The following is a 7,131-nucleotide window of genomic DNA, read 5'->3' on the forward strand; positions in this document are numbered from 1 at the left end:
CATGCCGGTGGCCCAGCGCTTTGCCGCGCTGTCTGCCGCCGCGCTCACCCTTCTCGCCTCCTTCCGCGCGTTCCAGGAAGCGGCCGATCTCAGCCTCTCGGGCATCGACATCTCTGACGGGAACGTGCTGATGGCCTTGATCACGGGACTGGGGCTGCCGGTGGTGCTGGAATCGATCTACGGCCGCCATCCCGCGGGCGCGACACCGCAAGCGCAGAGCGTCACGCGGGCCGCGCTCGACGCTGGCCTGAGGCTTGCAGGCAGCACGCTCACCAGCGCCCTGGCGCTGGTCTTCATGCTGGTCTTCGCGGGCAACGCCGGAGCCGCGTGCCTCGTTCTCGGCATGGCGATGTGGGGCGTCGTGGCCGCCGCAGCGATGGCCGCGTCGGCGGTTGAGGCAGGGCTGCCCACCTGGCGCTCGATGCCCTCGGCCCTCGTCACCGCGACGCTCGCTCCTCTCGCGCTCCCATGGCGCGACACCCTCAGTGACGTGACGCGAGCGCAGAAGCTGCTCATGGTCAACAGCCTCACCGCGGCGGGTCTCGTGTGGATTCTGCTGGCCGCGCTGCAGCGCCGGCAGAGCGCGCCGGCAGAGACGCCCCCCGACGCCGAGGCATCGAGCGACTGACGCGAGCGCTGGGCAGGGACGGCGCCAGCCTGCCATGAAAGACGACCCCACAAGGAGGCAAGACCACCCCATGAGCTTCAGATCGAGAATGATGGCGGCAGCCCTGGTCATCTCGGTGACGACGGCCGCAACCGCGCAACAAGGCTGGTCGCGCTACAGCAATCCCCGTTTCGGGTACGCCATCGACGTGCCCGCGGGATTCAGCAAGGACCGAGCCCCAGCCAACAGCGACGGTCTCAAGTTCCTCGACACCCACGGCGCAACGCTGCGAGCCTGGGGCTCGAACAATGTCGAGCACCTCGACCCGACCAGCGGGCTGAAGCAGGTTCTCGACGCCAAGGGCGCGGCGGTGACCTACAAGGCCAAGGGCAAGAACTGGTTCGTGGTCTCGTGGCGTGACAAGGGGAAGATACACTACGAGAAGGACTTCCTGGGAGAAGGCGCCGTGAATGCCTTCCGCTTCACCTATCCCGCCACCGGAGGACGGCCCTACACGTCGATGGTGACCCGCCTCGAGCAGTCGTTCAAGCCCGGCGACCTGACCCAGGCCCACTGACCGTCAGAGGGTCGCCCCGTCCGTTCCGTCGAGCTCGAGGTCGGCCACGAGGCCTTCCTCGAGCCACGACGCGACCCATCTCGCGAAGCGCTCGGCGGAGGGCTTTCCACGTCCTCGCGCAACAGCGACGAAGGCCTCGAAGAGCGTCGCTCCCCCCGATACCGCATCGAGCGCCCCCGCCTCCGCGCGCGAGAGCGGCCTGCGCACCACCGACCACTCCGTGCGATAGAGCGCCAGCCGCGTGTCGCAGCGCGCGGTCGAGGGCAGCCGATGGTCGTGTGCAAAGGCGCGAAGCCACGCGCCCACATCGTGGCGAAGGCTGAGCAGCCGCAGCGTAGGCGCCAGACGAAGGCGCACGCGGTCCCAGACGTGAGGCGCGATCGACGCGGCGCGGCCCGCATCGAGCGCGGGGGCGAACGGTTCGGTGTGCAGCTGCGCCACGAGACACTCCACACGGGCAAGGTCAGCCGCGAACGACCGCCGCCGAAGCCCGCCCCAGTGCTCTACGAACGCGGGCAGATGCGCGATGAGACGCCCCAGATCGGGGTGGCGCGACGGGTGGGCCCGCATGTAGTCGCGACACAGCGCCTCGAACCGCGCGTCTCCAAGATGATGGCGCAGCCCCGGCACATCGGAGGCCAGCACCTCCTCGAAGCGATGCAGGTACATGCGCCGATAGATGTCGAGACGCGCCCCCGCATCGAGCGTGGCGGACGGCATGATGTGCCGCGAGACCTCGTCTTCCGACGGGCCCGAAGCCTCGATGATGGCGCTCTGCATCCACTGCTGCAGCGCGTCAAGCACGCGTCGTCACCCCGCTCTCGCGCCATGCGCCGGCCTTTCGCACCTCGGCGTGCAGCACCTCGAACGCGGGCAGGCGGTCATCCCACTCCACGAGGGTGGCGCGACCACCGGTTCGCGCGTGGCAGCGGCCGTAGAGCTGCCAGACCGCGTCGATGACATGATCGTCATGCGTGTCGAGGATGTGCGTGCCCTTGTGGGTATGACCGGCCAGGTGATGGTACACCACGCGCTCCGGCGCGATGGCGTCGATGTAGTCCGCCGCGTCGAAGCCGTGATTGAAGGCGCTCACGTACACGTTGTTCACGTCGAGCAGCAGGCCGCAGTCGGCCTCGTCGGCAAGGCGAGAGAGGAACTCGGACTCGTCCATCGATGAAGCCGTGAACGCGACATAACTCGATGGGTTCTCGAGGACCAGCGGTCGCTCGAGCACCTGCTGCACCGCTCTCACCCGTGCCACCGTGTGGCGCAACGTAGCCTCATCGAGCGGCAGGGGGAGCAGGTCGTGCGTGTTCAGGCCCATCACGCCCGTCCAGCAGAGGTGGTCAGAGACCCACGGCGTCCGCAGCCGATGGGCGAGGTTCTTCAGTCGAGCGAGGTAGTCTTGATCGAGGGGATCTGTTCCGCCGATGGAGAGGCCCACCCCGTGCAGCACGACCGGGTACTGCTCGGCGATCTGCTCGAGCCGATGCAACCCCCGGCCCTGGGCGTACATGTAGTTCTCTGAGATGACCTCAAAGAAATCGACATCGGGGCGATGCGCGAGCACGTGATCGATGTGCGCGGCGCGAAGGCCGAGACCCAGGCCGAGATCCGGAAAGTTCCAGCGATTGGCAGGCATGCAGACACACTCACTTGCACACCCGCGCACGCGCCCCCTCCTGCTCCGCAGACGGAGAGGGCTCCGCCGACCGCGGGCTCGAAAGGCCGATCTCGGGGCAGGGAGAGATGAGCGAATCGGGAAATCCGATACTTTGTTGCATCGCGTTCACATCGCGGCGGTTGATCCGTGCCGGGGTGTTCGCGTAGCATCGTGCCACGCGAGCGGAGAAATCTCAGCACGACAGGAGACCCACCCCATGCCCATCATGTCCCGAGACAAGGTGCTCGACAAGATTCGCAAGCTCATCGCCCTCTCCGGCTCGTCAAACGTGCACGAAGCCGAGGTTGCAGCCGCCGCCGCGCAGCGTCTCATGCTCGAGTACAAGGTGGCCGAGAGCGACATCTCGTTCGAAGCCTCTGACGAAGATCTGAAGGTCGAGCAAGAGGTCTACCGCGATCTCAGCCTGAAGGCGCCTCCTCGCTGGCACGGCATCCTGTTGAACGGAATCGCCAACGCCAACTTCTGCAAGCTGCTGCTGGGCGTCGAGTACACGCGCAAGGGCTGGGAGATGGAGCGGCGCAAGATCTACCGCATCATCGGCACCGACCATGACCGCGCCACGGTGAAGTACCTGTACGAGATGCTGCGCCTCGAGATCGAGCGCCTGTGCGACCGCGCCGCGCTCTACCGTGCCTATGACCGGGCCGAGCGCGCATCGTTCAAGCTGGGAGCGGCGTCATCGCTGGCCAGCCGGCTCGCGCGAGAGCTCCGTTCCTTCACCAGCGATCTGAAGAGCAACGAGAAAACCCAGGCCCTGGCCGTCATCGACAAGGCCACTGACGCCGTCGATCGGTTCATGGGTGAGAACTATCCGCGCGTGCGTGCCGGTCGAAGCGTGACCGCGAGCCGCCATACCGCCTACATGCACGGCCGCGAAGCCGGTGAGGGTGTCGACCTCGCCCCCTCGAGCCGCCGCCTTGAAAGCGCCCAGAGAGCGCTGCATGACGGGTCGGCCCTCTGAACCGCCAATCCGACGGGCGCGACGCGAACCGCTACAAGCTGCCGCGTCGCGCGCCCGTGGTTCAGGGCTGCGCAGAAGGAGGGTTTCCGGCAGGCGTTGGAACGTCGCACACCAGGGTTCCCTCCGGGTCGACGGCAGCGCTCACCAGATCGGTGGCGCGTGCCCAGGCCGCGCGGCCTCCCTCGAGCAGCGACTCGCGGCGCCAGGTCTCCGAGACCCCCTTGCCGAGCACGCTGAACGCGCCCGACACGCCATAGGTCACGCCCTGCACCACGCCACCGCCGACGGCATCGACAGCGGCCACGGCCTTGCCCGCGATGCCGAGATCCGGTGCGGTCACCGCGCGTCGAACGCCGTTGCCGGCCTCGCGCGCCCCGCTCACCACGGCAGACACGCAGCCCACCCCAACGCCCAGGGCCGCGCCACCAACGGCAGCGGCCGCCGCGCGGGGAAGGCGGCCCACCGGGATGTCGTACGGCTTCTCGTTCGGCCCGAGCTTCTTGTTGCCGAAGCGCGAGAAGTCGTCGGTGAGGTCCTTCTCGCCATCCTTCCAGCTTGCGCGCGTCTCTCCGTAGCCCGCCGCCGCGGCGGCGCTGACGGTGAACTCACGCGGCTTCGACGAATCGACCGCACGCACGCCGTGAAGCACGCCAGAGATCAGCGAGACCGGCAGGGCCAGGCCCGCAGCGAGCGCCAGTACAGGGGCCGCCACGAGGCTTCCGACGACCTTGAGGTTGGGACCGATGGTCTCTGCCTTCCAGAGATTGGTGTAGGCAGAGACTGCCGTTCGCACAGCCGCTCCGGGAAGCGAGCGAGCGCCGGCCCCGACGCCTGCCGCGCCGCCGGCGAGACCGCTAGCGAGATAGTTGGCCGACAGCACGGTGCTGTCGACGATGCGATCGACCACCGAGCGCGACACCGGCGCGTCGCTGACGCCGCTCGATCGCATCGGGGAAAGACGCGGACCTGCAATCTGGATGCTCATGTTCTCACTTCTCCCACGCTTCGCGGATGACGCTCATGCCGAGCGTTCCTGAGATGCGCACCGTGTCGGCCACGGGGCGGTAGACGCCGTGCTTCCATCCATCAGAGAGACCGCGCGGCACGGCTTCCTTCACGCTCTTCCAGGCCAGGACGGGGCCGACCACGAGGTTGAAGGGCGCCGCGGCCACCTTGCCCGCCCGCTGTCCCATGGTGAGGTCGGGGGCGGTGAAAGCCGCGACGATGTCCTTGCCGCCTGCAATCGATCCGGCCACCGTGCCGGCCACCAGCCCGACGGCGCCACCGATCACGCCGGACAGGGCGCCGCCGGCCACGGCGAAGGCCGGGCTCAGCAGCGGCACGTCGAACGGCTTCTGCCCCTCACCCAGCTTGCGGTTGCCGAACTCGTCGAGGCCTTTCAGGACGCTCCCGGCAAACGTGACGGGCTCTCCCGGCGAGTTCGGCACGGTGAGATCGCGGGCCAGCTGCACGCTGGTGTCCTGGGCGAGCGGATCGTGGCCCTCATAGCGGTGATCGCGGGCTTTGATGACGCCTCGCACCGCGCCCACCAGCGGAGAGACGGCCACCGTGAGCGCGGTGCCCGGCAGGGCTGCGAGCATGCCGATGGTCTTCAGGTTCGGGCCGATGGTCTCGGCCTTCCACAGATTCTTGACGGCGCTGGCCACCAGCAGGGGCGACTGCGCGGTCGCGGTGGCTGTCTCCACCGCGGCCCCGGTGATCATTCCCGAGACGTAGTTGCCCAGGCGACGCGAGCCGCTGTAGGTATCGGCGACCTCGTGCTTCTCCGGCTTGATCATGCGCTCCCGAGGCGCGGACGGCGTCCGCGGAGGCAGTAGCGCGGCCGCCCCTCCCCCCTGCTGTACCTGCATGACGTGAATCCTCCGTTGCGTCTGCCCGATGGCGTGATTTGACGGAGTTATAACGACGTCACCTGAAAGAACCCTGAACTGGCGAAACCCTCGCCAGCACAACCCCGGAAGCGGTCCGTGCCGATGGCGGCTGTCGAGCTGCGCTCACCAGGCTGCCCCCACGGCCCAGTACTGCGAGGTGCTCCTCGGCACGCTGTAGAGAATCGAGGCGTACGGAACCCGCAAGGTGTCCGCGGCGCCATAGGTGGCGCGATCGGTGGCGAGCTGGAGGGTGACGATGGTGCGCTGGGCGGCGTCCACCATCATGCGGCCATAGAAATCAGCGACGGCAAGATTCGCGTCATCGTCGTTCCACCACTTGTGCGACATGTCGGCTGAGCCGTGGAACGCAACCTCCATCGCGCCCGCGTCGGCGCGCTCCACCACCCCCGTCATCGAGGAGGCGCGCATCGCCCCCAGGAGGCTGAAGTTGTGCGTGGGCGGACAGAACCGGCGCAGAAAGAGGTCGCGCACCTCTCCCACGTCGTAGGTGTCTCCCACGCGTGCTCCCACGGGCGGCAGAAGCTGGCGCCACTGCGACGGCTCGAGCGCCACCCACTCGTCCGTGGGGGCCTCTCGCCGCATGAGCACCTCACGTCGGTAGTCGTGCATGAAGTCCCGGGGGTCGGAGGGCGTCGCGCCGTAAAGTGACGCCTGCCGGGAATCGAGCGACGCGCCCGAGGGGTCGACGGCGTACCGCGAGATGATGTGAAGCAGCAGATCACCATCATGGGCGAGGCGAACCGTCTCGGGGACATAGGCACCCGACGCCTTCGTCGTCGTCACGTGATTGGCCGCCGCTACCTGCTTCAGAACGCTGCTCCACGTGTCTGGCCGCATCTCGAGCTGCAGGCGGGTGTCGTGGAAGAAGTCGACGACCTTGCCCGCGGGAGAGACGATGAACACACCGTTCGCGGGAAGCCTTGCGCGCTGCGGATCAAGCGCCCTTCGCTGTCGCTCGAGGTCGTCGAAGATCGCCCTGTCTTGCGCGAGAAGCCTGCGGCAGTCGACCTTGACGGGCACATACGCGTCGTTGATGACGTCGAGCACCGACCCCTGCGAGAGGAACACGCCCCTCGTCACCGTCGCGCCGTGTCAGAGACGGCCGCTGCAGAGATCTCCTGATGCCGACGCCACGAACACGAGCCTCTTGCGGCGCGCGGCCTCGTCGAGGGCCTCGCGCAGCGAGCCGAGCCAGGCGACGCGATAGAGCGTTCGCTCACGTTCGGAGAGGTTCACCGTCTCGAGTCTCTGGTGCAGCCAGGCCGCGCGATCGGGCACAGCGGACGGTGAAGAGGCGTGCCGGGGCGTCAGCCCCCAGAGGGCGACGGCGATGCACGCCAGCACGAGCACGGGGAGCAGGGAGCGGATGCGCACGCACCGATTCTGACA

General features: G+C 67.9%; 9 protein-coding genes. 3 read left to right on the top strand and 6 right to left on the bottom strand.

Annotated elements, in window-relative coordinates; translation table 11 throughout:
* The first annotated feature begins 1 nt into the window (after position 1).
* Together EB084_16295 and EB084_16300 are read left to right on the top strand one after the other, a co-directional pair.
* Positions 2–628, top strand: a complete 627-nt coding sequence (locus tag EB084_16295) for a hypothetical protein (protein ID NDD29817.1) — start codon at positions 2–4, stop codon at positions 626–628.
* Positions 629–716: 88 nt separating this feature from the next.
* Positions 717–1,184: a hypothetical protein gene (locus EB084_16300; GenBank protein NDD29818.1), complete on the top strand. Its 468-nt coding sequence runs from the start codon at positions 717–719 to the stop codon at positions 1,182–1,184.
* A 3-nt stretch (positions 1,185–1,187) separates the two neighbouring features.
* On the opposite strand, the gene EB084_16305 is transcribed toward EB084_16300, so the two are convergent.
* Together EB084_16305 and EB084_16310 are read right to left on the bottom strand one after the other, a co-directional pair.
* Positions 1,188–1,988: a DUF2063 domain-containing protein gene (locus EB084_16305; GenBank protein ID NDD29819.1), complete on the bottom strand. Its 801-nt coding sequence runs from the start codon at positions 1,986–1,988 to the stop codon at positions 1,188–1,190.
* Positions 1,981–2,826, bottom strand: a complete 846-nt coding sequence (locus EB084_16310) for a DUF692 domain-containing protein (GenBank protein ID NDD29820.1) — start codon at positions 2,824–2,826, stop codon at positions 1,981–1,983. Before EB084_16310 ends, EB084_16305 begins: the two co-directional genes overlap by 8 nt.
* Between EB084_16310 and EB084_16315 the strand changes: the two genes are divergently transcribed.
* Positions 2,762–3,829, top strand: a complete 1,068-nt coding sequence (locus EB084_16315; GenBank protein NDD29821.1) for a DUF2786 domain-containing protein — start codon at positions 2,762–2,764, stop codon at positions 3,827–3,829. The genes EB084_16310 and EB084_16315 overlap by 65 nt on opposite strands.
* A 61-nt stretch (positions 3,830–3,890) precedes the next feature.
* On the opposite strand, the gene EB084_16320 is transcribed toward EB084_16315, so the two are convergent.
* From EB084_16320 to EB084_16335, 4 genes are all read right to left on the bottom strand, one after another.
* Positions 3,891–4,814, bottom strand: a complete 924-nt coding sequence (locus EB084_16320) for a hypothetical protein (protein NDD29822.1) — start codon at positions 4,812–4,814, stop codon at positions 3,891–3,893.
* 4 nt (positions 4,815–4,818) lie between these two features.
* Positions 4,819–5,628: a hypothetical protein gene (locus tag EB084_16325; GenBank protein NDD29823.1), complete on the bottom strand. Its 810-nt coding sequence runs from the start codon at positions 5,626–5,628 to the stop codon at positions 4,819–4,821.
* 216 nt (positions 5,629–5,844) lie between these two features.
* On the bottom strand, positions 5,845–6,822 hold the full coding sequence (locus tag EB084_16330) for a hypothetical protein (GenBank protein NDD29824.1): 978 nt from the start codon (positions 6,820–6,822) through the stop codon (positions 5,845–5,847).
* A 12-nt stretch (positions 6,823–6,834) separates the two neighbouring features.
* Complete coding sequence (locus EB084_16335) at positions 6,835–7,116, bottom strand: hypothetical protein (GenBank protein ID NDD29825.1); 282 nt, start codon at positions 7,114–7,116, stop codon at positions 6,835–6,837.
* Between the last annotated feature and the right edge of the window lie 15 nt (positions 7,117–7,131).

It is taken from the genome of Pseudomonadota bacterium, assembly GCA_010028905.1.
Lineage (GTDB): Bacteria > Vulcanimicrobiota > Xenobia > RGZZ01 > RGZZ01 > RGZZ01.

Bases quoted from the DNA above. Each gene is read 5' to 3' on its own strand.
- EB084_16300 (NDD29818.1), top strand. From the start codon at position 717: ATGATGGCGGCAGCCCTGGTCATCTCGGTGACGACGGCCGCAACCGCG.
- EB084_16310 (NDD29820.1), bottom strand. From the start codon at position 2,826: ATGCCTGCCAATCGCTGGAACTTTCCGGATCTCGGCCTGGGTCTCGGC.
- EB084_16315 (NDD29821.1), top strand. From the start codon at position 2,762: ATGTGCGCGGCGCGAAGGCCGAGACCCAGGCCGAGATCCGGAAAGTTC.
- EB084_16325 (NDD29823.1), bottom strand. From the start codon at position 5,628: ATGATCAAGCCGGAGAAGCACGAGGTCGCCGATACCTACAGCGGCTCG.
- EB084_16320 (NDD29822.1), bottom strand. From the start codon at position 4,814: ATGAGCATCCAGATTGCAGGTCCGCGTCTTTCCCCGATGCGATCGAGC.
- EB084_16295 (NDD29817.1), top strand. From the start codon at position 2: ATGCCGGTGGCCCAGCGCTTTGCCGCGCTGTCTGCCGCCGCGCTCACC.